Genomic DNA, 26,125 nt, shown 5'->3' with positions numbered 1-26,125 from the left:
TGTCCCCAGTCCCTGGTCCCCGGTCCCGAATTGACTTCCTCGATGTTCGAACGCAGCAAGAAGGGCGAAATCGCCCTCCTCATCCAGCCCCACGCCGGCGGTCCGCCGGATGACGGCGCGGTGGAGGAGTTCGCCGACCTCGCCCGTTCCGCGGGCGCGCGCGTCGCGCACATGCTCACCGCGCGCATCGACAAGCCCAATCCGGCCACGCTCATCGGCACCGGCAAGCTGGAGGAAGTGAAGGCCGCGGCCGACGCCAGCGGCGCGGACCTGATCCTGGTCAACCATCCGCTCTCGCCCGGCCAGGAACGCAACCTCGAGAAACTGCTCGAGCGCCGCGTGGTCGATCGCACGGGCCTGATCCTCGACATCTTCGCGCAGCGCGCGCGCAGCCACGAAGGCAAGCTGCAGGTCGAACTGGCGCAGCTGCGGCACATGGCCACGCGCCTCGTGCGCGGGTGGACGCACCTGGAGCGCCAGCGCGGTGGTTCCATCGGCCTGCGCGGCCCGGGTGAAACGCAGCTGGAAACCGACCGTCGCCTGCTGCAGAAGCGCGTCGAACAATTGCAGCGCCGCCTCGAAAAAGTGGAAGTGCAGCGCACGCAGATGCGCCGCGCGCGCGTGCGCAGCGAACTGCCGCGCGTCGCCCTCGTCGGCTACACCAACGCCGGCAAGTCCACGCTGTTCAACGCATTGACCGGGGCGGATGCGTACGCCGCCGACCTGCTGTTCGCCACGCTCGATCCCACCGTGCGCCGCATCGCGTTGCCGGGCGGCAGCGTGGTGCTGGCCGACACCGTCGGCTTCGTGCGCGACCTGCCGCACGAACTCGTCGCGGCGTTCCGTTCCACCCTCGCCGAAGCGCGCGAAGCCGACCTGCTGCTGCACATCATCGACGCCGCCGATCCGCTGCGCGAAGAACGCATCGCGCAAGTGGACGCCGTGCTCGAAGAAATCGGTGCGGGACAGATCCCGCAACTGCTCGTCTACAACAAGATCGATCGCATCGAAGGGGCGCAAGCGCGCCACGATGCCACCGGCGATGCGCACGACCCGGTGCATGCGCGCGCCGCGCGTGAACGCGTCTGGCTCTCCGCGCGCGACGGCAACGGCCTGGACCTGCTGCGCGACGCCCTCGGCGCACGCCTGGGCCTGCGCCGCGTGGCCGGCGAAGTGAGCCTGCCGCCGGGCGCGGGCCGCCTACGCGCCCGCCTGCACGAACTCGGCGCCGTGCTGGCCGAACACCACGACGAACACGGCTGGACCCTCAGCCTGGACCTCGCCGAGGCCGACGCCGAGCGCATCGTCGCCCATGCCTACGGTGAACCGCTCCGGCCGCTCTTGGTTGAGGCGGCGGGCACCCCCACCTAGAATCGCTCGTCGTCCCGCCGCTGGCGGTGGCGCAAAGCCGTCGGGACTTCGCCCGCGGCGCACAGGAGCAGGCATGGCCTGGAACACCCCCGGCGGTTCCTCCAACAAGGATGGCCGCAACCCGTGGCAGAAGCGTGGCGGTGGCGGAGGCCTCGACCGGTTCCTCGACCCGTTGCGCGGCCTGTTCGGCAATGGCGGCGGCGGCATCGGCCGCTGGATCGCCGTGCTGGCCGTGCTGTGGCTTGCCTTCAATACCTTCGTGCTGATCACCGCGCAGCAGCGCGGCGTGGTCCTGCGCTTCGGCCACTTCGACCGCGTGCTGCAGCCCGGCCCGCACTTCAAGCTGCCCTGGCCCATCGAGACCGTCGCCAAGGTCGAGACCACGCAGATCAAGACGTTCTCCGACTCCGTGCCGGTCCTCACGCGCGACGAGAACATCGTGCGCGTGGAGATCAACGTGCAGTACCGCGTGGGCGATGCGAAGCAATACCTCTTCAGCAGCCGCGACGCCGATGCCGTGCTGCAGCAGGCGGCGCTGAGCACCGTGCGCGAACAGGTGGGCCGCTCCACGCTCGACACCGTGCTCGGCGCACGCAGTGCGTTGTCGGTCACCGCGCGCCAGCGCCTGCAGGCCTCGCTCGATGCCTATCGCACCGGCCTGATCGTCACCGAACTCAACCTGCCCAACGCCCGTCCGCCGGAAGAAGTGAAGCCCGCCTTCGACGACGTCAACAGCGCGCAGCAGGACAAGGACCGCCTGATCAGCGAATCGCAGGCATACGCGGCGGAAGTCGTGCCGGTGGCGCGCGGCCAGGCCGCGCAGATCCGCACCGAGGCCTCGGGTTACAAGACGTCCAACATCGCGAAGGCGACCGGTGACGCGGACCGATTCACGCTGCTGCTCGACCAGTACCACGGCGCGCCGGAAGTCACGCGCAAGCGCCTGTGGCTGGAAACCGTGCAGGACGTGCTGCGCCGCAACCGCAAGATCGTCGGCGGCGACAGCCGCCAGTTGCTGTACGTCCCGCTGCCGGGCGCGCCCGCGCAGACGACCCCGCCGGTCGTCCCGATCGAGATGGCCTCGCCGGCCGTCGAAGCCACCCCCAGCAGCGACACGCGCCCGGATCGCGGTGATCGCGCCGGTCGCGCGGAGGACAGCCGATGAGAGTTTCCGCCTGGATCGCCACCGCCGTCACGGCGCTGCTGTTGCTGCTCGGTTCGGTCTACACCGTCAAGGAAGGCGAGGGCGCCATCGTCCTCAACCTCGGGCGCGTGGTGCGCACCGACAGCGGCCCCGGCCTGCACTTCAAGTGGCCGCTGGTCGAAAGCGCGTTGATCTACGACCGCCGCCTCAAAGTCATCAGCACCGACCCGGAGCGCTACCTCACCTCCGAGCGCAAGGACGTCAGCGTCGACTTCTTCGCCATCGGGCGCATCGAAGACCTGCGCGCGTTCTACCTGGCCACCGGCGGCAGCGAAGAAACCGCCGAGGCGCGCCTGGCCCCGATCATCAAGGACTCGCTGCGCAACGAGATCAACTCGCGCACGTTGTCGCAGGTGGTCTCGGGCGATCGCGCGCTGATCGTCAACAAGCAGCTCGCCGCGATCAACAAGGGTGCGGCCACGCTCGGCGTGCGCATCGTCGACCTGCGCATCAAGCAGATCGACCTGCCCACCGACAGCAAGGTCATCGCCGACGTCTACAGCCGCATGCGCGCCCAGCGCCAGCAGGTGGCCAGCCGCCTGCGCGCCGAGGGCAAGGAGAAGGCCGCGCAGATCCGCGCCAATGCCGACCGCGACAAGGTCGTCATCGTGGCCGACGCCGAGCGCGACGCACAGAAGCTGCGCGGTGAAGGCGACGCCGAAGCCGCGCGCATCTACGGCACGGCGGCCAGCCGGGATCCGGCCTTCTATGCCTTCCAGCGCAGCCTGGAGGCCTACAGCCAGTCCTTCGCCGACGGCGGCACGACCATCGTGCTCGACAAGGACGACCCGTTCCTGCAGTACATGAAGAGCGACCGCTGAGCAAAAAACCCCGCGCCTTCACGCGCGCGGGGTTCCGGCGGGGGCCGGAAACCCGGATAATCCGCAAAAGCCGGACGGGCCCTTCGCCCTCCGGCTTTTCCTTTGCGCGCAGCAGGAGCCAGCCATGGGCCAGTCAGTCGTCGTTCTCGGTGCCCAGTGGGGCGATGAAGGCAAGGGCAAGATCGTCGACCTGCTCACCGAGGAAATCGGGGCGGTCGTGCGTTTCCAGGGCGGCCACAACGCCGGCCACACGCTGGTCATCAACGGCAAGAAGACCGTGCTGCACCTCATCCCGTCCGGCATCCTGCGCCCCGATGCGCTGTGCCTGATCGGCAACGGCGTGGTGCTGCACCCGGGCGCGCTGCGCAAGGAAATCGGCGAACTCGAAGCCACCGGCGTCGACGTGCGCTCGCGCCTGAAGATCAGCCCGGCCACGCCGATCATCATGCCGTACCACATCGCGCTGGATCAGGCGCGCGAGAAGGCCGCCGGCGGCAAGGCCATCGGCACCACCGGGCGCGGCATCGGCCCGGCGTACGAAGACAAAGTCGCCCGTCGTGGCATTCGTGTCGCCGACCTGAGCTATCCGAAGGAACTCGCCGAAAAACTGCGCGAGACGCTGGATTACCACAACTTCGTGCTCACGCAGTACCTGAAGACCGACGCCGTCGATTTCCAGAAGACGCTCGATGAAGCGCTGGAGTTCGGCCAGTACATCGAACCGATGAAGTCCGACGTTGCCGGCATCCTCCACGAGCTGCGCAAGCAGGGGAAGAAGGTCCTGTACGAAGGCGCGCAGGGCTCGCTGCTCGACATCGACCACGGCACGTATCCGTACGTCACCTCGTCCAACACCACGGTGGGCGGCGCGCTCGCCGGCACCGGCGTCGGCGCCGATGCGATCGACTACGTGCTCGGCATCGCGAAGGCCTACGCCACGCGCGTCGGCGGTGGCCCGTTCCCGACCGAACTCGACGACGACGTCGGCCAGGGCATCCGCGACCGCGGCCAGGAATACGGCGCCACCACGGGCCGCCCGCGCCGCTGCGGCTGGATGGACATCGTGGCGCTCAAGCGCGCGGTCGCCATCAACGGCATCACCGGCCTGTGCATCACCAAGCTCGACATCCTCGACGGGATGAAGACGCTGAAGATCTGCATTGCCTACGAATACCGCGGCAAGCGCACCGAATACGCGCCGCTGGACGCCGCCGGCTGGGAAGAGTGCACGCCCGTGTACCTCGAATTCCCGGGCTGGGACGACAGCACCCACGGCATCACCGAATGGGACAAGCTGCCGGCCGCCGCGCGCGCCTACCTGCGCGCGCTGGAAGAACTGGCGGGCTGCCCGCTGGCGATCGTCTCCACGGGCCCCGACCGCGACGCCAATATCGTGCTGCGCGATCCCTTCGCGTAACGACTCACGTCGCCTGCACCGGGTCCGCGGCCAAGCTCGGCCGTGGACCTCAAATCCGGTTATCCCTTCTGGGCCGTCAAGAACGGCCTCATGACCGCGTTCCCGCCGTTGCGCGGGGACGTGCGTTGCGACGTCGCCATCGTGGGCGGCGGCATCACGTCCGCGCTGATCGCGCGTGAACTGGCCGCGCACGGGCACGAGGTGTGCGTGGTCGAACAACGCGACATCGCGTGGGGCAGCACCGCGGCCAGCACGGCGTTGCTGCAGTACGAGATCGACGAGCACCTGGTCGACATCTCGAAACAGTACGGCGACGACAACGGCGCGCTCGCGTATCGCGCGTGCGCCTCGGCGATCGATCAATTGCAGGACGTCTCACGCGCGGTGCGCGACGTCGGATTCGCGCGCTGCGACAGCCTGTATTACGCGAGCCGGCCCTGGCACGTGCGGCGCTTGCGCGCGGAAGGCGAGGCGCGCCGGCGCATCGGGCTGGATTCGCGCTGGTTGGAAGCGGACGACATCCGCGACCGCTACGGCATCGAAGCCCCGGCCGCGTTGTTGACGTCGCAGGCTGCGTCGGTGGATCCGTACCGCCTGGCCTCGCGCATCTTCCAGCAACTCGAGAAACAAGGCGTGGCCGTCCACGACCGCACGACGGTGACGGACATCGCGTCCACGTCGCGCCGCGTGGTCCTGCGCACCGAGGCCGGCCCGTCGATCACCGCCTCGCACGCCATCCTCGCCGCCGGTTACGCCACGCAGCAGTGGCTCGACCAGCGCGTCGCGCGCAACCGCAGCAGCTACGCCTTCATCAGCGATCCGCTCGAAGCCGGCGCGCTGGGCGCGATCGAAAACACCTGCGCGTGGGAAACCGCGCGCCCCTATCTCTACCTGCGCACGACGCCGGACCAGCGCCTGCTCGTCGGCGGCGACGACGATCGCATCGATGTGCCGGCGCGTCGCGATGCGCGCGTCGAGAAGAAAGCGACGAAGCTGCGCGATCGCGCGCAGGCGCTGCTGCCGCGCTTGCCGACGCTGGCGCCGGGCTTCTCCTGGGCGGGCACGTTCGCCGAAACCGCGGATGGATTGCCGTTCTTCGGCGCGCATGCGCAGCGCGGGCCGCGCGTGCACTACGCGATGGCGTACGGCGGCAACGGCATCACGTACTCGATGCTGGGGGCAGGTTTGTTGCGTGCGCAGATCGAGCGGCGCGCGCATCCCTTGGCGAAGCTGTTCGGCTTCGCACGCCTCGGATAGAGTGCACCGAATGCGCGCGCAACGCCCCACCGCCACGCCCGACACCCACGTCCGCGTCCGCGGCGCGCGCGAACACAACCTCAAGGACGTGGACCTCGACATCCCGCGCGACGCGCTCGTCGTGTTCTCGGGCGTCTCGGGCTCCGGCAAATCGTCGCTCGCCTTCGGCACGATCTACGCGGAAGCACAACGCCGTTACCTCGAATCCGTCGCGCCCTACGCGCGCCGCCTGATCGACCAGGCCGGCGTGCCCGATGTCGATTCGATCGAAGGCCTGCCGCCCGCGGTCGCCCTGCAGCAACAACGCGGCACGCCGAGCGTGCGCTCGTCGGTGGGCAGCGTCACCACGCTGTCGAGCCTCGTGCGCATGCTGTATTCGCGCGCCGGCACGTATCCGGCGAAGCAGCCGATGCTGTACGCGGAGGACTTCTCGCCGAACACCGCGCAGGGCGCGTGCACGCACTGCCACGGCCTCGGCCACGTGTTCGAAGTCACCGAAGCCTCGATGGTGCCCGACCCGTCGCTGAGCATCCGCGGCAAGGCGATCGCGGCGTGGCCGCCGGCGTGGCACGGGCAGAACCTGCGCGACATCCTGGTGACGCTCGGCTACGACGTCGACGTGCCCTGGCGCGACCTGCCGAAAAAGGACCGCGACTGGATCCTGTTCACCGACGAACAACCCGTCGCGCCGGTCTATCCCGGCTTCACGCCGAAGGAAACGCGCGCCGCGCTGCGCCGCAAGGAGGAGCCCGCGTACATGGGCACTTTCATGGGGGCGCGCAAATACGTGCTGCACACCTTCGCCACCACGCAGAGCGCGACGATGAAGAAGCGCGTCGCGCGCTACATGGTGGGCAGCGTGTGCCCGGTGTGCGAGGGCAAGCGCCTGAAGCGCGAGGCCCTGTCGGTGACGTTCGCGGGCCTGGACATCGCCGAACTCACCGCGTTGTCGCTGGATCGCATGGCGGAGACGCTGCAGCCTGCGGTCGATGGCCGATCGCGCAAGTTGTCGGACGACAAGCGCCTCGCCGCGCAACGCCTCGCGCAGGATCTCGTCGAACGCATCGGCACGTTGCAGGCGCTCGGGCTCGGGTACCTCGCGATGGATCGCGCGACGCCGACGCTGTCGCCCGGTGAGTTGCAACGGCTGCGGCTGGCCACGCAACTCCGTTCGCACCTGTTCGGCGTGATCTACGTGCTGGACGAACCCACCGCCGGCCTGCATCCGGCCGACAGCGAAGCCTTGCACCACGCGCTCGATCAATTGCGCGCGGCGGGCAATTCGATCTTCGTCGTCGAACACGATCTCGAGATGATGCGCCGCGCCGATTGGCTGGTGGACGTCGGCCCGGATGCGGGGCAGCACGGCGGCCGCGTGCTCTACAGCGGACCCCCGGCGGGATTGCGCGAGGTGACGCAATCGCGCACCGCGCGCTATCTCTTCGATCGGGAAACGCAGGCACCGCGCACGCGCCGCAAGCCGACGCAGTGGCTCGCCCTCGAACACGTCTCGCGCAACAACCTGCACGCGCTCGATGCACGCTTCCCGCTCGGCGCGTTCACCGCCGTCACCGGCGTGTCCGGCTCCGGGAAGTCGAGCCTCGTCAGCCAGGCGCTCGTCGACCTGGTGTGCGCACACCTCGGCACCGCACCGGAAGCCGACGAACAGGAAAGCGACGTTCCCACCGTCGTCGTGCAGACCTCGGGACGCATCGCCTCCGGCGCCGACGCGATCCGTCGCCTGGTGAACGTCGACCAGAAACCCATCGGCCGCACCCCGCGTTCCAACCTCGCCACCTACACCGGCCTGTTCGACCACGTGCGCAAGCTCTTCGCCGCGACGAAGGCCGCGAAGGCGCGCCACTACGACGCGGGCCGCTTCTCCTTCAATGTCGCCAAGGGCCGCTGCGAAACCTGCGAAGGCGAAGGCTTCGTCATGGTCGAACTGTTGTTCCTGCCCAGCGTGTTCACCCCGTGCCCCACGTGCCACGGCGCGCGCTACAACGCGAAGACGCTCGAGATCCAATGGCAGGGGAAGAACATCGCGGACGTGCTCGGCATGACGGTCGAGGAAGCGCTCGCGTTCTTCGCCGACGAAGCCGCGCTGCAACGCCCGCTGCACCTGTTGCACGCGATCGGCCTGGGCTACCTGCGCCTCGGCCAGCCCGCCACCGAACTCTCCGGCGGCGAAGCGCAACGCATCAAGCTCGCCACCGAACTGCAGCGCAGCCATCGCGGCGACACGCTGTACGTGCTCGACGAACCGACCACGGGATTGCATCCGGCCGACGTCGATCGCCTGATGGTGCAGCTGCACGAACTGGTCGACGCCGGCAACACCGTCATCGTCGTCGAACACGAAATGCGCGTCGTCGCCGATGCCGATTGGGTCATCGACGTGGGGCCCGGGGCAGGGGATGCGGGCGGGAAGATCGTCGCGGCGGGCACGCCGGAGCAAGTGGCCAGGACCAAGGGCAGCCGGACTTCGTCCTATCTGCGCAAGACGATGGACGCACGCGCCTGACGCGTCAGGCGGCGGAACTCTCCGCGCCGGCCCGCCGCTGGAGATTGGACCGCGTCGCTTCCAGCAACGCCGACAACCGCGTGATGTCCGCCGGCTTGCGGAAGTGGTCCGCGAAGCCCAGCGCACGCGTCTTCTGCTGGTCCTGCGCGCCGGCCCAGCCGGTGATCGCGATCAGCACCGTGCCGGCGTGGCGCGGATCGTTGCGCAGGCGGCGCGCGAGTTCGTAGCCATCCATGCCCGGCAAGCCGATGTCCAGCAAGCCGACCTGCGGGGAGAAGCGCGCGGCTTCCTCCAGCGCGGTCTCGCCGTCGCACGCGATGCGGTATTCCATGCCGAGCAGTTCGACCATCAGGGCCAGCGTGCGGGCGGCGTCTTCGTTGTCATCGACGATCAGCACGCGCAGCGCTTCGCTTTCGAGCGGGCGCGACACCGGGGCGAGGTCCTGCGCTTCTTCCGCCTCGGGCGTGGCCTGCACGAGGCGCGGCAGGCGCACCAGCACGCGCGTGCCCTGGTCCAGGCCGTCGCTGTTCACTTCCACGCGCCCGTCGTGCTGTTCGACCAGCTGCTTCACCAGCGCCAGGCCGATGCCCAGGCCGTCCTGCAGCCGATGGCGGTCTCGGCGGCCCTGCGTGAACAACTCGAACACGTGCGGCAACACGCTGGATTCGATGCCGATGCCGTCGTCGGCCACTTCGACCACGACCGCATCGCCCACCGCCGACGCGCGCACCCAGATGCGACCGCCCGGACGTCCGTACTTCGCGGCGTTGTTCAACAGGTTGCCGAACACCTGCGACAGGCGCACCGGGTCGGCGTGCACGCTCAGCGGCACGTCGGGCATGTCCACGCGCAGCGTGTAGCAGCCCGCGTCGACCAGGGGTTTGCTCAGCTCCACCGCGTTGCGCAAGACCTCGCGCAGGTCGATCACGGCGCGGCGCAGGTCGATGCGCCCGTGCGAGACGCGCGAGGCTTCGAGCAGGTCGTCGACCAGGCGCACCATGTGGTCCACTTGGCGGCCCATCGTGGCGCGCAACGCGGCGCGGCGTTCGGGATCGGCATCGTCCATCGAGAGCACGTGCAGCGCGTTGCGGATCGGGGCGAGCGGATTGCGCAGTTCGTGCGCGAGCATCGCGAGGAATTCATCCTTGCGGCGCACGGCCTGCGCTTCGGCGTCGCGCGCGCGTTCCAGCGCCATCAAGTGATCGCGGATCTCGTATTGCCGCGCCCGCGCGCGCAATGCCGTGCGCAGCGCACTCAGCAGCGCGGTCACGCGCATCGGCCGCTCCAGCAACGTGACGTTGCCGAGCATCGCCACCGCGTCGCCGACCGCGAGCGAATCCGCGCCGCGCCCGGTGAGGATCAGCACGGGCAGGTCCGACCACGCCCCCTGCGAATCCAGCGCTTCGGCCACCGCCGCATGCACGCCTTCGCCCTGCAGGAGTTCTTCGCCGACCAGGACCGCGCCGGCGCCGAGCGCCAGTTCGGCGCGCAGTTCGCCCGCGTCGCGGCACACGTGGCCCACCAGCCCGTTGTCTTCCAGGATCGTGCGGGTGATGTCGGCGTCGCGCGCGGTCGGAAGCAACAGCAGGACGCGGGCGCGCAGGCCCGGTCCGGGCAGGGGATGGTTCACGACACCCCGGGCGCCATGCCCACGCGCATGCTGACTTCCCGGTGGCCGTCGTCTTCCTGCGGCACGCCGGTCAGCACGCCGCGGAAGTTGCGCAGCGGTTCGCCGATGTGCAGGCCGTCGGACGAAATGCGCAGTTCGCGGATGGTGCGTTCGTGCGGCCCGGTGCGCTTCTTGAGCACCGAGATCGCCTGCTTCACCTCGCCGCGGCTCTCGAAGTAGCGCAGCAGCACCACGGTGTCGGCGAGGTAGCTGACATCCAGCGTGGTGTGCATGTGCCCGATCAGGCCCGCCTGCGAGGCGATGAGGATGGTGGTGACGTCCAGCGCCGCGAGGTACGACAGCAGTTCGTGCAGCTGGATCAGCACGTGGTGTTCTTCGGCCATCGCGTTGAGGAAGCCGTTGAGGCTGTCGATCACCACGACGCGCGCTTCGTCGACTTCCACCGCGTGGCGGATGCGCTGGATGAATTCGCCGGGCGACAGTTCCGCCGGATCGATCGGTTGCACGTCCACCGACCCATCCGCCATGCGCGCTTCGATATCGAAGCCGATGCCCTTCGATCGCGTGGTCAGGGCCCGCATGCTTTCGTCGAAGAGGAACATCGCCGAATGTTCGCCGCGGGCGCACGCCGCGCGCACGAAGTGCGAGGCCAGCGACGACTTGCCCGCGCCCGCGGCGCCGATCAGCAGCGTGCTGGTGCCGCGGTCCAGGCCGCCGCCCAGCAGGTCATCGAGCGCGGGCAGGTCGCTGGCCACGGGCGCATTGGCGCCGCTGCGGCGGAAGTGCGCCGCGATCAGGCGCGGATACACGCGCACGCCGCCGGTCTCGATCTTGTAGTCGTGGAAGCCGGACCGGAACGCGCGCCCGCGCATCTTGCTCACGCGCAGGCGCCGGCGATCGCCGCCGAAGTCCGGCAACAGGTGGTCCAGCTGGATCGCGCCGTGCACGATCGTGTGCACGTGCAGGCCCTGGTCGGCCACCTGGCTCTGGTCGATCATCAGCACGGTCGTGCCCTTGCCGCCGAAGTACTGCTTCAGCGCCAGGACCTGCCGGCGGAAGCGCAGCATCGAGCCGGCCAGCAGCCGGAGCTCGGCCAGCGAGTCGAAGACCACGCGATCGGGCTTCAGCCGTTCCACCTCGTCCAGTACGCGGCGGGTGGTCTCGGCCAGCTCCACCTCGGAGGGGTGGAACATCGTGTACTGCGATTCCGGGTCCAGCTGGTCGCCGGTGGGGAACAGCTCATGCACGTGGATCCCGTCGAGCGTCCAGCCGTGCGCGTGGGCCACCTCGCGCAGTTCGCGCTCGGATTCGGACAGGGTCACGTACAGGACGCGCTCGCCCGCTTCCACGCCCGCGCGCAGGAACTGCAGGGCCATGGTGGTCTTGCCCGAGCCCGGGACTCCCTCGATGAGGTAGAGCCGGTGCGGGGTCAGGCCGCCATCGAGGACAACATCGAGGCCTTCCACGCCGGTACGGATCGGCGCGGGGAGCGCGAGGGATTGGGAGGGCATGGACGGATTTTCCGTAAACGCGGTGTCAACGCCACGTGCACGGGCCGTCACGCGTCACGGTTCCCTTCAGGCGATGCCATGACTTCCGGCGGTGGGGCTGGCGGGCGCCACCCCTCACCATCGGCCAGTTCCGCCCAACGGGGCGGATTTTTCCTCCATAGGACTCCCACATGCGTCGCACCCTGGTCACCGCCATCACGCTCGCCCTGGCCGGCGCCGCCCTCGATGTTGCTGCGTTCGATGCGGCCGCCCAGGCGCCCGACATGAATTCCGCACCGGCGGTCACCAACGCCACCACGCAGTTGCCGCGCACCGTGCGCCCGACGAACTACACGATCGCCGTCACGCCGCACGCCGACAAGATGACGTTCGACGGCAAGGTCTCCATCGCCATCGACGTGCTGGAGCCGACCGACAAGATCGTGCTCAACGCCGTGGACATGACGTTCGCCAACGTGGTGCTGAACCCGGCGAACGGCCGCGTGCAGAAGCCGAAGGTGGCCGTCGATGCCGAGGCGCAGACCGCCACGTTCACCGTCGACAAGCCGCTGCCCGCCGGCAAGTACCTGCTCTCGATGGACTACACCGGCAAGATCGGCACGCAGGCCAACGGCCTGTTCGCGATCGACTACGACACCAAGGCCGGCAAGAAGCGCGCGCTGTACACGCAGTTCGAAAACTCCGACGCGCGCAAGTTCGTGCCGTCGTGGGACGAACCGAACTACAAGGCGATCTTCGACCTGTCCGCCGACGTGCCGGCCAAGCAGATGGCCGTGAGCAACATGCCGGCCGCCGACACGAAGGACCTGGGCAACGGCATGAAGCGCGTGCGCTTCCAGACCTCGCCGAAGATGTCCACCTACCTGCTGTTCTTCGGCCTCGGAGATTTCGAGCGCGCGACGATGCAGGCCGGCGCCACCGAAGTGGGCGTGGTCGCGCAGACCGGTTCGGTCGACCAGGCCAAGTTCGCGCTGCAGTCGTCGGCCGATGTGCTGCGCGAATACAACGATTACTTCGGCACGCCGTACCCGCTGCCCAAGCTCGACAACGTGGCCTCGCCGGGCCGCAGCCAGTTCTTCGGCGCGATGGAGAACTGGGGCGCGATCTACACGTTCGAGTACGCGCTGCTGCTCGATCCCACGATTTCCACGCAGTCCGACAAGCAGGGCGTGTTCTCCATCGCCGCGCACGAGATCGCGCACCAGTGGTTCGGCGACCTCGTCACGATGAGCTGGTGGGACGACCTGTGGCTCAACGAAGGCTTCGCCACGTGGATGGCCGCGCGCACCACGCAGAAGCTGCACCCGGAATGGAACACCGGCCTGTACGCCGTGGGGTCGCGCGAGCAGGCGATGAACCGCGACGCCGTGGCGACGACGCACCCGGTGGTGCAGCACGTCGAGACGGTGGAGCAGGCGAGCCAGGCGTTCGATGCGATCACCTACCAGAAGGGCGGTGCGGTCATCTCGATGCTCGAAGGCTACGTCGGCGCCGATGCGTGGCGCGAAGGCGTGCGCCGTTACATCAAGAAGCACGCGTACGGCAACACGGTGTCCGACGACTTGTGGATGGCCGTGCAGGAAGCGGCGGGGAAGCCGATCGTCGACATCGCGCATGACTTCACGCTGCAGCCGGGCATCCCGCTGATCACCGTCACCTCGTCCACCTGCACCGGCGGCAAGACCACGCTGCAGCTGAAGCAGGGCGAGTTCACGCGCGATCGTCCCGACAAGCAGTCGCTCACCTGGCGCGTGCCGGTGATCGCGCAGGGCGTCGGCGGCAAGCCGGTGCGCACGCTGGTCGAAAACGGATCGGGCTCCATCGAAGTCCCGGGTTGCGCGCCGGTGATCCTCAACGCGGGCCAGAGCGGCTACTACCGCACGCTGTACGCGCCGACGCAGTTCGCCGCGATCCGCGACCAGTTCGGCAACCTCGCGCCGATCGACCAGCTGGGCCTGATGAACGACATCTGGTCGCTGGGCATGGCGGGCCTGCAGCCTTCGTCGGATTACCTGGACCTGGCGATGCGTGCCAAGCCCGACGCCGATCCGGCGATCTGGGCGGACATCGCCGACAGCTTCACCAGCATCGATCGTTATTACGACGGCGATGCGCAGGGCCAGGCGCGCTTCCGCAAGTTCGCGATCAAGACGCTGCAGCCGGCGTTCGCGCGCATCGGCTGGGAAGCGAAGGCGAACGAAAGCGATCCGGTCGCGATCCTGCGCACGCAGCTGATCGGTGCGTTGTCGGATCTCGGCGATGCGCAGGTGATCGCCGAAGCGCGTCGCCGCTTCGACGCCTCGGCCACCGACGAGAAGGCGATGCCGACCGCGCTGCGCCGCACGATCCTGGGCGTGGTCGCGCAGCATGCCGACGCCGCCACGTGGGACAAGCTGCACGAGATGGCAAAGGCGGAGAAGACCGCGCTGGTGAAGGACCAGTACTACACGATGCTGTCGATCCCGGAAGACAAGGCGCTGGCGCAGAAGGCGCTCGACCTTGCGCTGACGGACGAACCGGGCGAGACCAACAGCGCGAGCATGATCTCGGTGGTGTCCGGGCAGCATCCGGACCTGGCGTTCGACTACGCGGTGGCGCACCAGAAGCAGCTGGAATCGAAGATCGACTCGACCTCCCGCAGCCGCTACTACCCGGGCCTGGCACGCAACTCGCTGGATCCGGCGATGATCGGCAAGCTGAAGGCGTACGCGGACAAGAACATCGTGGCCTCGTCGCGCCGCGAGACCGATACCGCGGTCGCCAACATCACGTACCGCTCGAAGGTGAAGAAGGAACGCCTGCCCGCGATCGGCGCGTGGCTGGGCAAGCACGGGAGCTGATTCCGCCCGTCGTTGAAGACGCGAAACGCCGGGCAGTTGCCCGGCGTTTTTCGTTGCGCGGCCAAAAAATAGTCCATCCGTACCCACGCCCGCCGAGACTTCCGCCAACGCCCATGGCCGCCCCCCGGCCACCGCTCCCGTTCCTCCATTGCCCCTCCACGCCATGCCCATGCGCGACCACGCCCGCCCTCCCGCCGCGCCCGCCGACCGCCCACGCCGATGGCTTGCGGTCGCGGCGGTCGCGTTGTGCCTCGCGTGCGCGGGCGCGGCGATCGCGCAGGAGGCCAGCAAGGGCGATCTCGACAAGCGGGTGGAAACGTTGCGCGCCGAACTCGGGCCGCCCTCCGATTCGCTCACCGAGGATCGCCCCGAATTTCTGCGCCGCCTGCTGCTGGCCTCGCTCGAACGTCGCCGCGACGTGCAGGGCGCGATCAAGGATGTCGCGCGCCTGGGCGCGGCGCCGATCACCGTGCCGGTGCCCGACGGCGTGCTCGCGCTCGACGACCTGCGCCGCGAACTGCAACGCCTCGACGCCGACATCGCCGGCAACACGCGGCGTCGCGCCATCCTGGTCGAAGAGCGCGCCGCGCTCGCCACGCAACTCGCCGATCGCGTCGCGCGGCTGCGCACGCTCACCGAAACGGGGGCGGATGCGCAGTCGCGCACCATCGCCGCGCTCGAAGCGCAATTGAACGAATCGGCGACCGCCGAGACCGACCTGATGCTGCGCCTGCTCGACGTGCAGCAATCGCTCGCGCGCCGCCAGCGGGATGCGTATGCCGCACGATTGCGCGAGACGAGCACGCGCACGCTGCCCGCGAGTGCGCGCGATGCGGCCACCATCGATGCGCGCCTGGGCGCCCGCGGCGATGCCTTGCGCCAGCGCATGTCGGCCGCCGCGAAAGCGCGCGAGCGCACGCGCGCCGACTGGCTCGCGATCGCCAGCACCGCCACGCCGCTGCAGGCGGAGGCCGCGAAGGAGCGTATCGCCAACGCCGACATCGACCTGGAGCTCGCGCGCGAAGCGCTCACCAACCTCGCCACCGAACAACTGGCCTGGCAATTCGCGCTGCGCTTCTACCGCGACCACGATGCGGCCGCGCTGATCGAAGCGCGCCGCAACGGGCCGGTGCTGCTCGCGCGCCTGCAACGGCGCCATGATTTCCTGCAGGCCTTCCGCGACCAGATCCTCGCGCGCAGCGGCGCGCTGGGCAACGAGCTTGCGCAGGCCCCCGGCGCGCCCGACGCGGCCGACAAGCACGCATTGCGCGATGTGTTCGATGCGCGCCTGCAGATGGTGGATCGCGCGATCTTCGACGAACGCCAGCTCGGGCAATTGATCGATCGCCTGCGCACCGACTTCGACGCGCGCGCCGGCCAGACCGACTGGCGCGAACGCGTGCGCATCGGTTGGGCGATCGTGCGCGACGGCATCGCGCGCGCCTGGAACTTCGAATTGTTCAGCGTCGACCAGACCATCGAAGTCGAGGGCCGCAAGACCGTCGTGCCACGCGGCGTCACCGTCGGCAAGGTGATCAAGGCGCCATTGCTGTTGGTGCTCGGCATCTGGCTGGCGACGATCTCCACCGGCTGGGCCGAACGCTGGCTGCATCGTCGTCGCCACGTCGATGAAGGCCGCGCGCGCCTGATGCGGCGCTGGGCCTTGGCGATCCTGATCGCGGCGTGCGTGCTGGCGAGCCTGGCGATCGCGGGTATTCCGTTCGCGGCGTTCGCGTTCATCGGCGGTGCGGTGGCGATCGGCATCGGCTTCGGGATGCAGTCGCTCTTCAAGAACCTGATCAGCGGCGTGCTGGTGCTGGTGGAGCGGCCGTTCCGCCTCGGCGATGTCATCGAAGTCGGCGGCTTGCAGGGCACCGTGGTCGACATCGACCTGCGCACGTCCGTGGTGCGCGACGGCGATGGCGCGGAAACGCTGATCCCGAATTCGGTGCTGATGGAGGAGAACGTCAAGAACGTGACGTTCCGGACCCGTCGCCATCGGCAATCTCTTGCAGTCGTCGTGGATGGCGATTCCGATCCGCGCGCGGTCGCCGATGCGATGCGCGCGGCGGCCTCGCGCCACGGCCAGCTGGCGGACGATCCGGAACCGGTGGTCCTGCTGGAAGACTTCGCCGACAACGGCCTGCGTTTCGCGTTGCATTACTGGATCGACCTGGTGCCCGCCGTCGACCGCCGCCGCATCGCCAGCGACCTGCGGCTGATGGTGCTGGGGGCGTTCGAGGATGCCGGCATCCGCTTGGCGCCGCCGCCCCGCACGGTGGCTTGAAGCACGGGAACACCGCCGGATCGCGGGGGTATGATCGCGGCGTCCTGACGAGAGGGCGTGTCGTGGCGCACGCGAAACTCACGCGGCCGAAACTGCACCAGGTCCTCCCGCGCGAGCGCCTGTTCGCGCGGCTCGACGAATGTCGCAGTCGCCCGCTGGTGTGGGTGGTCGGTCCGCCCGGCGCAGGCAAGACCGCGCTGGTCGCAAGCTGGCTCGATGCGCACCGCGTCGGCGGCCTGTGGTACCAGGTGGACCCGGGCGATCGCGACCTCGCCACGTTCTTCCATTACCTCGGACGCGCCGCGCCCGCGCCGCGCAAGCGCGATGCGCCGCTGCCCACGTTCACCGCCGAACACGCCGCCGATCCCGCGGGCTTCGCGCGCCTGTATTTCCGCGCGCTGTTCGAACGCATGAAGCCGCCCGCGGCGATCGTGCTCGACAACTATCACGAGCTGCCCGCCGGCGCGCCGCTGCACGCGATGCTGGAGGCGATCGCGCGAGAAGTACCCGAACGCCTCGTCATCGTCGCGACCAGCCGCGGCGAACCCCCACCGGAGTGCGCCGCGTTGCGCGCGACCGACCGCATCGCGCTGCTGGACTGGGACGAACTGCGCCTCACCTTCGACGAAACCTGCGGCATCGCCAACCTGCGCCAGCACCTCGACGAATCCACGTTGCGCAGCGTGCACGCGCAGGCCGACGGCTGGCCGGTGGGCCTGGTGCTCACGCTGGAACAGGTGAAGCGCCGCGGCGCCGATGCCGCGATGCCGGATACGCAGGGACGCGAGGTGTTGTTCGCGTATTTCGCCGCGCAGATCGTCGGTGCGTTGCCGGAGCGCGTGCGCGGACACCTGATGCGCATCGCGCTGCTGCCGCGCGCCACGCCCGACCAGGCGGCGGCGATCGCCGGTGATGCGCACGCGGGTGCGGTGCTCGACCAGTTGTATCGCAAGCGCCTGTTCGTCGAGCGGCGTGGCGATGCGTACCAGTTCCATGACCTGTTCCGCGCCTACCTGGTGCAGGAACTCGAACGCACGCTGGATGCGGAGACGGTGGCGTCCGCACGCCGCACGGCCGTCGAGTTGCTGCTGCAATCCGAACAACTGGAAGCGGCCTTCGATTGCGCCGCTGCCGCGCAGGACTGGGCGGTCGCGGCCTCGATCGTCGTGCGCTTCGCGCCGAAGCTGCTCGAGCTCGGGCGCCTGGCCACCTTGCGCGCGTGGTGCGAGGCGTTGCCCGAGCGCGTGCTGGCTGCGTCGCCGTGGCTGGGCTTGTGGAAAGGCATCTCGCTGTCGGCGTTCGCGCCGCTGGAGTCGCGTGCGATCTTCGAGGCCGCGTACGCCGGCTTCGGCGACGACACGCTGGGGCGCGTGCTGAGTTGCGCGGCGATCCTCGCCACGCATTACCTGGAGTTCGACCACGGGCAGGTCGACCACTGGATCGATGCGTTGCTTTCGCACCTCGCCGAGGCGCCCGCGTTCCCGGCGCTTGCGGCGGAGCTGCGCGTGCATGCCGCGTTGTTGTTCGCCCTGAGTTACCAGCGCCCGCGCGCGGACCTGGTGGAAGCGTGCCTGGCGCGGATGCGCGTGCTGCTGCAGACGCCGGGCGTGCCGGTCAATCCGCGCGTGGACGCCGCGACGCTGATGCTGGCGCACGCGCAGGTCGTCGCGGATTTCGACGAAGCCGACCGCATCGCCGCGATGGTCGCGCCGTGGCTCGCGGATCCGGAACTCACGGCCAACTACCGCGCGATGTGGACGCTGCAGTACGCGCACGCACTCAACAAGATGGGCCGCGACGAGGAAGCGCTGAAGGCCTACGACATCGCACGCCGCGTTGCCGACGAGAACGCGCTGGTGCTGCCGCCGTTGCGCGTGTACGGCCATCTCGGGCGCGCGAGCGTGGCGCTGTGCCTGGGCGATCCCGAAGAGGCCGAGCGCGAGCGCGCCCTCGGCGCGGCGTACTGGAATTTCGGGCGCAAGCTGGATCGCGCGATCGATACCAGCGTGCGCGGCTCGATCGCGGTGCATCGCGGCGCGCTCGCCGAAGCGGTGGGCTGCTACCGCGCGATGATTTCGCAGATGGACGACTACGGGCCGGTGTGGCTGCGGCTTGCGGCACGCATGCAGTTGGCGCTGGCGGAATTCGAGGTCGACCCCCACGCCGATGTCGCGCCGTTGCTGGCGCAGGCGCGCGCGCTGCTCGCAGGTTCGTGCCTGACGCGCCATGCCCCGGCGATCGACACGGTGGAAGCCTGGATGCAACTGCGCACGCAGGGCGCGGAGGCGGCGCGCGCGGCGATCGAACGGTGCGTGGCCGGGCGCGAATCGCGGCACGGCCAATGCCTGCTGCGCCTGCATCCGCGCGTCCTGCCGGAGATGCATGCGGCGGCGTTGCGACTGGGCATCGGCGGCGGCGACGTGCGCGATGCGATCCGCCAGTACCACATGCGCGCGCCGGAAGCCGATCCGCCCGGTTGGCCGTGGCCGTTCGAAGTACGGATGCTCGGCCGCTTCGAAGTGCTGCGCGATGGCCAGCCGCTCGCGTTCTCGCGCAAGGTGCCGAAGAAGACGCTCGCCCTGTTGAAGGCCGTCGTCGCGCTGGGCGGGCGCAGCGTGTCGGAGCAGCGCCTGATCGATGCGCTGTGGCCGGACGAAGAAGGCGACGCCGCGGCGCGCGCGCTCGACGCCACGGTGTTGCGCCTGCGAACGTTGCTCGGTGATCCGCGCGCGATCGCGCAACGCGGCGGGCGCGTGGCGATCGATGCCGAACGCGTGTGGGTGGATGTATTCGCGTTCGAGCAGGCGCTGGCATCGGACGGGCAGGGCAGCGGGCCTGCCCTGCAGCGCGCGCTCGAGCTGTACGGCGGCGCGTTCCTGGCCGAGGACGAAGGCGAAGCCTGGCCCGTCGCCGCGCGCGAACGCCTGCGCGGCCGCTTCATCCACGCCCTCGCACGCCAGGCCGAAGCCTTCGAAGCGGCCGGCGACGACGATCGCGCGATCGCCGCCTACCTGCGCGGCATCGATGCGGATCCGGCGATCGAGTCGTTCTACCAGGGCCTGATGCGGTGCTACGACCGCCTGGGGCGCCGCGGGGAGGCGATCGCGGCCTACCAGCGGATGCGGCAGATCCTGTCGATCACGCTGGGCCTGCAGCCCTCGGCGGGCAGCGAGCGGATGTACCAGCAGTTGCGGCAGTAGGCGCTCAGCGTTCGAACGCCCCGATATCCGGCGCCGCGCCGCGCACCCGCGCGAACGGCGTGCCGCGCTGGTCGAAGCTGCGCAGCAGCAGATTGTTGCCGCGATCGATCAACGGGCTGCCCGCCAGCACTGCGTGCGTGCGCGTCGGTCCGCCGTTCGAGGCGAGCGGTCCGAGACCATGGGTGGCGGAAAAGATCGTGTCCGGAGGCAACGACACGGAGGCACTGCCGACCAGGTTGTGGCTGCCGGTCACTTGGGCATTCTGTGCCGGGAGGTCGCCGATGTCCCGCGTGAAGCCGGCATCGCACGTGTTGCCGGTCACCACCGTGCTTTCCATGGACATGCCGAAGGTGAACACCGCGCCCCAGCATTCGTCGGTGGTCGCTTCATGGTTGTCCACGATCGTGCTGTTGAAGATCCTGCCCTCTGCGGACACGAACGCAATCGCACTGACGCGGTCGTCCGCGCTGTTGCCGGAGATGGTGCTCTCGGCGATCACCGCCTCTGTATTGGCGGGACCGGCGTTGAACTGCAAGCCACCGGCCGCCTCGTTCGAATGGTTGCCGGAAACCGTCGACTTGTTGATCTCCGCATTGCCTGTCACGTTGGCGCCGCCTCCGAATTCGTTCGCGAGATTGTCCTGCAGGAGCGAATACGTCATGCGGAAGCCGTCCTCGGGGGCGACGCCGCCGCCCCAGTCCGCGCTGTTGTCGTAGACCTGGCTCTGCAGCATCGTCGTCTTGCCCAGCGACGACACACCGCCGCCCAGCGATTCCACGAGCGCCATCGCGTGGCTCTCGAACACGCTGCTGCGATCGAGCAGCACGGCGCCGTCGGCGTGGATCGCACCACCGCGCGCGATGGCCTGGTCGCCGCTGTCCGCGTCGGCAAGGCAATGGTGCGCACGCGATTGCCGCAGCGTGACGTTGCCGGTGGATTCGATGCAGCCGCCGAACGCGGTGGCGCCGTGGACGAAGCCATACGACACGCTCAATCGTTCGACAGTCAGCGTGCCGGTGCCCGTGTGGTGCAGCACGCGCGTCACGCGGTTTCCGTGCAGCGTCATCGCGAGGCGATCGCGTCCCAGCAGCCGGAGGTTGGTTTGCGGCAGCAGGATCTCGCTTGCGAGCGTGATGCGCGTGCAGGACAGCCCCGAAAGGTCGAGGGTGTCGCCGCTGGCCGCGGTCGATGCCACGGCGCGCAAGCTGCCGGCGCCGCTGTTGTTGCAGTTGGTCACGACGCGCGTCGCCGCATGGACATCACCGACGGGCAGGGCGGCCGCACCGCACAAAGCCAGCGCTGCGACGAGGGAGGTGCGACGAATGCCGCCGCACGCGATCGACATGGACATGGGTTCCTCCTTGGGCGCGCATTCGTGGGGCGCGTACTGCCACTACGCGCGCGCATGCGAAGAACCGGTCAAGCGCGACCGACGCGCAACCAGCGTGCGCATTCATGCAGGCGACGGGGAGTAGCTCAGCCGTGGGGCACGTGGTCCCGACCTTCGGCAATCCGTACCCAATAAGTAGCCCCCCTCCGGCGAGGCTCTCCGCATCAGATCGGAGAGGCCCCCGTGACCCCCATCCGCGCCTACGTCGTGCGCATCTACCGGCAGGAACGCACCGGCATCGACGGCGTCGTCGAGGACGTGAAGACCGGCCGTGCGCGGCCGTTCCACTCCATCGTCGAGCTGTGGGATGCGCTGCGCACGACACGGCGTGGCGGCGCGCGCAAGGACGCACCGCCCCCCGCGCCACCCCTCGAAGACTGACGTCCCCCACCGCCCCCACGCCCCCTCGGATCCCGCCATGTCCCGTTCCGCCTTGCTCGTCCCCGCCGCTTTGGCCGTGTGCCTCCTGGGCGCCTGCAACGACGCACCGCAAACCGCCGAAGCCGCGCGGCCCGTGCGCGTCCTGCGCGTCGGCGCCCAGGCCGATGCCGTGGGCGCCACGTACTCGGGCGAAATCAGCGCGCGCCGCGACGCCGCGCTCGGTTTCCTCGTCGGCGGCCGCATCCAGCAGCGGCTCGTCGAAGTCGGCGATACGGTCGCCGCCGGCACGCCGCTGTTCCGGCTGGATCCCACCGACGCCACGCTCAACGCCAACGCCTCGCGCAGCCAGGTGGCCTCCGCGCGCAGCCAGTACGAACAGGCGAAGGCCGACTACGCGCGCTATTCGCAGCTCGCCGGCGCGCAATACGTGTCGCGTTCCGAACTCGACAAGGCGCGCATGAGTTTGCAGACCGCGCAGGAAGCGCTGCGCGCGGCGCAGGCCAGCTACGGCGTGGTCGCCAACCAGGCGACGTACACGACGTTGCGCGCCACCACCGCGGGCGTGGTCACCAGCCTCGAAGCGGAAGCGGGCCAAGTGGTGTCGGCGGGCCAGGTGGTCGTGCGCATCGCCGAACGCGGCGAACGCGAACTCGTCGTCAGCGTGCCCGAGTCGCGCGTCGATGAACTGCGCAACGCGCGCGCGCTCACCGTCGACCTGTGGGCCGACCCGCGCCATCGCTACACCGGCCGCCTGCGCGAACTCGCGCCCGACGCCGATGCGGTGACGCGCACCTACACCGCGAAGATCTCCGTGCTCGGCGCCGACGACGCGCTGCGCCTGGGCATGACCGCGAAGCTGCACGTCGCGCTGCCGGTCAACGGCACGCTGCGCCGCGTGCCGCTGACGGCGATCTACGACCCGCGCGGCAAGCCGCACGTGTGGATCGTCGACGAGAAGACCTCGCGCGTGCGCCTGCAGCCGGTGGACCTGGCGCAAGCGCAGAACGATGGCGTGCTGGTGCGCAGCGGCCTGCGCGACGGGCAGGTCGTCGTCACCGCTGGCGTCAACCTGCTGCATGCCGGCCAGAAGGTGCAGCTGTGAAGGACCACGAGACGAAGTTCAACCTCTCGCGCTGGGCCATCGCGCATCCGCAGTTCGTGCTGTTCCTGATGCTGCTGTTCGCGCTGGGCGGCGTGTATTCGTGGCGGCACCTCGGGCAGATGGAAGACCCGGCCTTCACCGTCAAGGCGATGGTCGTGCAGGCGCAGTGGCCCGGCGCCACCGCCGACCAGGTGGCGCAGCAGGTCACCGACCGCATCGAACGCAAGCTGCAGGAAGTGGCCGAAGTCGACTACCTCAGCAGCTTCTCCAAGCCCGGCGTGTCGCAGATCACCGTGGTGCTGCGCGAGTCCGTGCCCGCGAAGAAGGTGCCGGACGTCTGGTACCAGGTGCGCAAGAAGATCGCCGACATCCAGGGCACGCTGCCCGAAGGCGTGCGCGGCCCGGCGTTCAACGATGAATTCGGCGATACGTTCGGCAACCTTTACGCATTCACCGCCGACGGGTTCACCTACGCCGAGCTGCGCAAGTTCGTGGACCAGGCGCGCGACGAATTCCTGCGCGTGCCCGACGTCAGCAAGGTGCAATACATCGGCGTGCAGGACGAGAAGATCTTCGTCGAAGCCTCTTCGGCCAAGCTCGCCTCGATTGGCCTGGATCCGCGCCTGATCGCCGACGCGCTGCAGAAGACCAACGCGCTCGTGCCCGCCGGCGTGGTGCAGGCCGGCGCGCAGCGCGTGGCGATCAAGGCCACCGGCGAGTTCGATTCGGTGGCGTCGATCGCCAACATCGGCGTGGACGCGAACGGCCGCACGCTGCGCCTGGGCGACATCGCGCGCGTGTACCGCGGCTACACCGATCCGGTCGAAAGCAAGATGCACTTCGACGGGCACGATGCGATTGGCCTGGCGATCGCGATGCGCGACGGCGGCGACGTGATCCGCATGGGCCACGACCTCGACGCGGCGGTGGCGCGCGTGCAGGCGGCGATGCCGGTGGGCGTGGAAATCCACGCCGTTTCCAACCAGCCCGAGGTCGTGCACGAATCGGTGCACGAGTTCACCAAGAGCCTGGGCGAGGCGATCATCATCGTGCTGGCCGTGAGTTTCCTGTCGCTGGGCTGGCGTACGGGCATCGTGGTCGCGCTGTCGATCCCGCTCGTGCTCGCGATGACGTTCCTCGTGATGTACGCCTTCGGCATCGACCTGCAGCGCATTTCGCTCGGCGCGCTGATCATCGCGCTCGGCCTGCTGGTCGACGACGCGATCATCGCGGTGGAAATGATGGCGCTGAAGCTGGAACAAGGCTGGGATCGCGCGCGCGCCGCCAGCTTCGCGTACACCGCCACCGCGTTCCCGATGCTCACCGGCACGCTGATCACCGCGGCGGGCTTCCTGCCGGTGGGCCTGGCGAAGTCGGGCGCGGGCGAATACACGATCTCGATCTTCCAGGTCGTCGGCATCGCGCTGATGCTGTCGTGGCTGGTGGCGGTGCTGTTCACGCCGTACCTCGGTTACAAGCTGCTGCCCGAATCGAAGGGCGGGCATGCGCACGATGCGCACGCGGTGGACGGCACGCGCGGCTTCTACGGGATCTTCCGCCGCCTGCTGGAGTGGTGCCTGCGTCGTCGCGGCCTGGTGCTGGGCTGGACGGTCGCGGTGTTCATCGGTGCGCTCGCGCTGTTCCAGGCGGTGCCGCAGCAGTTCTTCCCGGCGTCGAGCCGTCCCGAGCTGATGGTCGATCTGTGGTTGCCGGAAGCCGCGAGCATCGCCGCGACCGACGACGCCGTGTCGCGCTTCGAAAAGCAGGTCCAGCGTGACCCCGACGTCGTCGCCGTCACCGGCTACATCGGCATGGGCAGCCCGCGCTTCTACCTGCCGCTCGACGTGCAGTTGCCCAACACCAACTTCGGCCAGGTCATGGTGATGACCAAGGGCGAGCACGAGCGCGAAAAAGTGTTGAAGCGCATCGAAGCGATGTTCGCGAAGGATTTCCCGAACGTGCGCGGCCGCGTGCAGCGCCTGGAGAACGGCCCGCCGGTGGGGTATCCGATCAAGCTGCGCGTGTCCGGCCCCGATCCGCTGAAGCTGCCGGCGATCGTCGACCAGGTGCAGGGCGTGCTGCGCGCCGATCCGGCGATCCGCGATGTCAACTCCGACATGGGCGAGCGCCTGCAGACGATGCGGCTGGTGATCGACCAGGACAAGGCGCGCGCGCTGGGCGTGACGTCGCAGCAGATCGCCGACACGACGCAGAACTCGCTCTCGGGCGTGGGCATCACCCAGTTCCGCGAGAACGACCAGCTGATCGACGTGGTCACGCGCCTGGAAGGGCAGGAGCGCACCGACCTCGACAACCTCAAGGACGTGAAGCTGTACGTGCGCGATGGCCAATATGTCGCGCTGTCGCAGGTCGCGCACATCGAACTGGGCAGCGAGCAGAGCATCGTGTGGCGTCGCAATCGCATGCCCACCGTCACGGTGCGGGCGGACGTGTCGGGCGCCGAAGCGGTGGATGTCACGCAGCGCACGTGGCCGGCGATCCAGGCGATCGCGGCGAAGCTGCCGCTCGGCTATCGCATCGAGGTCGGTGGCGCGGCGGAATCGAGCAAGACCAGCCAGGATTCCATCGCCGCCGTCGTGCCGTTCGCCGTCGCCGTGATCCTGGTGCTGCTGATGGTGCAGTTGCAGGACATGAAGAAGATGCTGCTGGTGCTGGGCACCGCGCCGCTCGGGATGATCGGCGTGTCGCTGGTGCTCGCGGTGTTCCGCGTGCCGTTCGGGTTCGTGGCGATGCTGGGAACGATCGCGCTGGCGGGCATGATCATGCGCAACTCGGTGATCCTGATCGACCAGATCGACCAGGACCTCGCGCAGGGCGCGACGCCGTGGGATGCGATCGTCGGCGCCACGCTGCGTCGCTTCCGCCCGATCGTGCTGACCGCGCTCGCCGCGATCCTGGCGATGATCCCGCTCACGCGCTCCACGTTCTGGGGCCCGATGGCGTGGGCGATCATGGGCGGCCTCACCGTCGCCACGCTGCTGACGCTGATCGTGCTGCCCACGTTGTATGCCTGGGCCTATCGCGTGAAGCGCGAGACGCCGGCGCAGGTGCCGACGCCTGCGACGGTGGCGACGCACGACGACATCGCGCCTCGCGGATTGCCGCAAACGGCCTGACCTTCCCCCCGTTCGTCGTCGGTCGCGCGTGCTCCCTCCCCCCGAAGCGCGCG

Annotated in this window: 15 protein-coding genes; 12 read left to right on the top strand and 3 right to left on the bottom strand. The window is 69.1% G+C overall.

The features are described 5' to 3' along the window. Positions 1–42 precede the first annotated feature (42 nt). The 6 genes from hflX (at position 43) to uvrA (ending at position 8,594) form a co-directional block, all read left to right on the top strand. Entirely contained in the window at positions 43–1,371 is a 1,329-nt protein-coding gene (gene hflX, locus LYSHEL_RS01820; RefSeq protein WP_213435340.1) for a ribosome rescue GTPase HflX, read from the top strand. A gap of 73 nt (positions 1,372–1,444) precedes the next feature. Next, positions 1,445–2,536 carry an FtsH protease activity modulator HflK gene (gene hflK, locus LYSHEL_RS01815; RefSeq protein WP_213435339.1) on the top strand — a complete coding sequence of 364 codons (1,092 nt, stop codon included), beginning with the start codon at positions 1,445–1,447 and terminating at the stop codon, positions 2,534–2,536. Beyond that, positions 2,533–3,396, top strand: coding sequence for a protease modulator HflC (hflC, locus tag LYSHEL_RS01810; RefSeq protein WP_213435338.1), 864 nt, complete (start codon positions 2,533–2,535; stop codon positions 3,394–3,396). Before hflK ends, hflC begins: the two co-directional genes overlap by 4 nt. 124 nt (positions 3,397–3,520) lie before the next feature. After that, positions 3,521–4,813 carry an adenylosuccinate synthase gene (locus LYSHEL_RS01805; protein WP_213435337.1) on the top strand — a complete coding sequence of 431 codons (1,293 nt, stop codon included), beginning with the start codon at positions 3,521–3,523 and terminating at the stop codon, positions 4,811–4,813. 42 nt (positions 4,814–4,855) lie between these two features. Next, positions 4,856–6,070 carry an NAD(P)/FAD-dependent oxidoreductase gene (locus tag LYSHEL_RS01800; protein WP_213435336.1) on the top strand — a complete coding sequence of 405 codons (1,215 nt, stop codon included), beginning with the start codon at positions 4,856–4,858 and terminating at the stop codon, positions 6,068–6,070. Positions 6,071–6,080: 10 nt separating this feature from the next. Further along, positions 6,081–8,594, top strand: coding sequence for an excinuclease ABC subunit UvrA (gene uvrA / locus LYSHEL_RS01795; protein WP_213435335.1), 2,514 nt, complete (start codon positions 6,081–6,083; stop codon positions 8,592–8,594). Between the two features lie 4 nt (positions 8,595–8,598). On the opposite strand, the gene LYSHEL_RS01790 is transcribed toward uvrA, so the two are convergent. Both LYSHEL_RS01790 and LYSHEL_RS01785 read right to left on the bottom strand, forming a co-directional pair. After that, positions 8,599–10,224 carry a hybrid sensor histidine kinase/response regulator gene (locus LYSHEL_RS01790; RefSeq protein WP_213435334.1) on the bottom strand — a complete coding sequence of 542 codons (1,626 nt, stop codon included), beginning with the start codon at positions 10,222–10,224 and terminating at the stop codon, positions 8,599–8,601. Continuing rightward, the gene (locus LYSHEL_RS01785; protein ID WP_213435333.1) at positions 10,221–11,735 is read right to left on the bottom strand and encodes an ATPase domain-containing protein; all 1,515 of its coding nucleotides are present in this window, start codon (positions 11,733–11,735) and stop codon (positions 10,221–10,223) included. Before LYSHEL_RS01785 ends, LYSHEL_RS01790 begins: the two co-directional genes overlap by 4 nt. A 170-nt stretch (positions 11,736–11,905) precedes the next feature. Here LYSHEL_RS01785 and LYSHEL_RS01780 point away from each other — a divergent pair, with 170 nt between their 5' ends. The 3 genes from LYSHEL_RS01780 to LYSHEL_RS01770 all read left to right on the top strand — a co-directional run bounded on the left by LYSHEL_RS01780 (position 11,906) and on the right by LYSHEL_RS01770 (position 20,062). Next, positions 11,906–14,575 carry a M1 family metallopeptidase gene (locus LYSHEL_RS01780; RefSeq protein WP_213435332.1) on the top strand — a complete coding sequence of 890 codons (2,670 nt, stop codon included), beginning with the start codon at positions 11,906–11,908 and terminating at the stop codon, positions 14,573–14,575. Between the two features lie 169 nt (positions 14,576–14,744). After that, entirely contained in the window at positions 14,745–16,862 is a 2,118-nt protein-coding gene (locus tag LYSHEL_RS01775; RefSeq protein WP_213435331.1) for a mechanosensitive ion channel domain-containing protein, read from the top strand. A gap of 62 nt (positions 16,863–16,924) precedes the next feature. Further along, complete coding sequence (locus tag LYSHEL_RS01770; protein WP_213435330.1) at positions 16,925–20,062, top strand: AfsR/SARP family transcriptional regulator; 3,138 nt, start codon at positions 16,925–16,927, stop codon at positions 20,060–20,062. 4 nt (positions 20,063–20,066) lie between these two features. Here LYSHEL_RS01770 and LYSHEL_RS01765 read toward each other — a convergent pair whose 3' ends face one another. Beyond that, positions 20,067–21,413, bottom strand: coding sequence for a choice-of-anchor Q domain-containing protein (locus LYSHEL_RS01765; protein ID WP_213435329.1), 1,347 nt, complete (start codon positions 21,411–21,413; stop codon positions 20,067–20,069). Positions 21,414–21,635: 222 nt separating this feature from the next. Here LYSHEL_RS01765 and LYSHEL_RS01760 point away from each other — a divergent pair, with 222 nt between their 5' ends. Genes LYSHEL_RS01760 through LYSHEL_RS01750 form a run of 3 tightly spaced genes read left to right on the top strand, consistent with a single transcriptional unit; the run spans position 21,636 to position 26,072 of the window. Continuing rightward, entirely contained in the window at positions 21,636–21,833 is a 198-nt protein-coding gene (locus LYSHEL_RS01760) for a hypothetical protein (RefSeq protein WP_213435328.1), read from the top strand. A 37-nt stretch (positions 21,834–21,870) separates the two neighbouring features. Next, the gene (locus tag LYSHEL_RS01755) at positions 21,871–22,935 is read left to right on the top strand and encodes an efflux RND transporter periplasmic adaptor subunit (RefSeq protein WP_213435327.1); all 1,065 of its coding nucleotides are present in this window, start codon (positions 21,871–21,873) and stop codon (positions 22,933–22,935) included. Beyond that, complete coding sequence (locus tag LYSHEL_RS01750) at positions 22,932–26,072, top strand: efflux RND transporter permease subunit (RefSeq protein WP_279640400.1); 3,141 nt, start codon at positions 22,932–22,934, stop codon at positions 26,070–26,072. The genes LYSHEL_RS01755 and LYSHEL_RS01750 overlap by 4 nt, the downstream gene beginning before the upstream one ends. Positions 26,073–26,125: the final 53 nt, after the last annotated feature.

The organism is Lysobacter helvus, assembly GCF_018406645.1.
GTDB classification, from domain to species: Bacteria; Pseudomonadota; Gammaproteobacteria; order Xanthomonadales; family Xanthomonadaceae; genus Noviluteimonas; species Noviluteimonas caseinilytica.
The sequence above is the reverse complement of the archived record's forward strand: the minus strand, read 5'-3'. Positions and strand labels throughout refer to the sequence as shown.